The sequence below is a fragment of the Streptomyces sp. NPDC048275 genome (assembly GCF_040652275.1).
GTDB lineage: Bacteria > Actinomycetota > Actinomycetes > Streptomycetales > Streptomycetaceae > Streptomyces.
Map to the genome: position 1 here is coordinate 1 of NZ_JBEZLR010000236.1, position 2,146 is coordinate 2,146.

At 72.8% G+C, this 2,146-nt stretch carries 1 protein-coding gene; it reads right to left on the minus strand.

The genetic code is table 11. From position 1 onward, the window contains the following. Nucleotides 1–2,146: beta-ketoacyl synthase N-terminal-like domain-containing protein (locus AB0D57_RS47610; RefSeq protein ID WP_362088754.1), on the minus strand; the 2,146-nt coding region annotated here is incomplete at both ends.

Consider the following 2,146-nt stretch of genomic DNA (forward strand, 5'->3'; position numbering starts at 1 on the left):
CGGTGGCGAGGTCCGGATGGGGCAGGCCCTCCGCCAGCGCGGACAGGGCGTCGGCGTTGAGGGCGACCGCCCGCTGCTCGAACCGCGCCCGCCGCAGCAGCACCTGCGCAGTCTCCAGGTCATCGCCCTGGTACTCGAGCAGGCGCTGCGCCGTCGCACACAGCGCCTGCTCGCTCTTCGCCGAGATGACCCAGGGGACGAGGGGGTTGGTCCCCGGGATCATCTCGGCGGGCTCGGCAGGCTCGGGCTCCGCTGCCGGAGCCTGCTCGAGGATCAGGTGGGCGTTCGTACCGCTGATGCCGAAGGAGGACACACCGGCGCGGCGCGGCCGCCCCGGCTCGTCCCACGGCTGCGGTTCGGTCAGCAGCGAGACCGCACCCAGGTCCCAGTCGATGTGCCCGGACGGCTCATCGACGTGCAGCGTCCGGGGCAGCAGACCGTTGCGCATCGCCATGACCATCTTGATCACACCGCCGACACCGGCCGCGGCCTGGGTGTGCCCGATGTTCGACTTCAACGAGCCCAGCCACAGCGGCTGCTCGGCCGGACGGTTCTTGCCGTACGTCGCGATGATGGCCTGCGCCTCGATCGGGTCGCCCAGGCTGGTACCGGTGCCGTGCGCCTCCACCGCGTCGATGTCGGCAGTATCCAGGCGGGCGTTGGCCAGCGCCTGCCGGATCACCCGCTCCTGGGAGGGGCCGTTGGGCGCGGCGAGCCCGTTGCTCGCGCCGTCCTGGTTGACGGCGCTGCCGCGGATCACCGCCAGGACCTGGTGGCCGTTGCGCTGCGCGTCGGAGAGCCGCTCCAGCAGGATCAGACCGACGCCCTCACCCCAGCCGGTGCCGTCGGCGGAGGCCGCGAACGCCTTGCACCGGCCGTCCGGGGACAGCCCGCGCTGCCGGCTGAACTCCACCAGCATGCCGGGCGTGGCCATCACGGCCGCACCGCCCGCCAGCGCCAGCTCGCACTCGCCCTGCCGCAGCGCCTGCGCCGCCAGGTGCAGCGCCACCAGGGACGACGAGCACGCCGTGTCGATCGTCACCGCCGGGCCCTCGAAGCCGTACGTGTACGAGATCCGGCCGGACGCCACACTCATCGTGCTGCCGGTCAGCAGATAGCCGTCCAGGCCCTCCGCCGACTCGTGCAGCCGCGGCCCGTACTCCTGGGCCATCGCCCCGACGAACACCCCGACCGGACCGCCGGCGAGGCCGGCCGGGTCCACCCCGGCCCGCTCGAAGGCCTCCCAGGACGTCTCCAGCAGCAGCCGCTGCTGCGGGTCCATCGCCGCGGCCTCACGCGGTGAGATCCCGAAGAAGCCCGGGTCGAACTCGGCAGCGCCGTAGAGGAATCCACCCGCTCGCGCATAGGTCGTCCCACTGTGCGCCGGGTCCGGGTTGTACAGCCCGGCCAGGTCCCAGCCGCGGTCCTCGGGGAAACCGCCGATGGCGTCCTGCCCCTCGGCGACCAGCCGCCACAGCTGTTCGGGCGAGTTCGCGCCGCCCGGGTAGCGGCAGGCCATCGAGACCACGGCGATCGGTTCGTCGGACGCGGCAGCCGAAACCACCCGCGCGTCGGCGACGACGCCGGAGGACAGCTCACCGAACAGGTAGTCCACCAGCGCCGTCGGCGTCGGGTGGTTGAACAGCAGCCCGGCCGGCAGCCGCAGCCCGGTCGCGGCCGACAGCCCGTTACGCAGATCGACCGAGAGCGCCGAGTCGAAGCCGAGCGCCTTGAACGTGGTCGACGTGTCGATCGCGTCCCCAGTGGCATGACCGAGGGTGATGGTCGTGTGGGTGACGACCAGATCCCGCAGCGCCGCCCTCAACTCGCCCTCGGACAGGCCGGACAAGCGCTGAACGGCCGACAGCTCCTCGGGCTCGGGGTCCTCCGCCACCACGTTCGCCGCCCCTGCGGCGAGCGCCGGACGCGGGCCTGCGGACTCACCCAGCCAGTGCCGCCGCCGCTGGAAGGCGTACGTCGGCAGCGCGACCCGCTCACCGCCCACCGGCCAGTCGACACTCAGGCCGCGGACGTAGGCCTCGGCCAGTGCCTGGGGGAGGTGGTCGCCTTGGTCGCGGCGGAGGGTGGGGAGGATGGCGGTGGGTCGGTCGTCGAAGGTTTGCTGGAGTCCGATGGTCAGGACGGG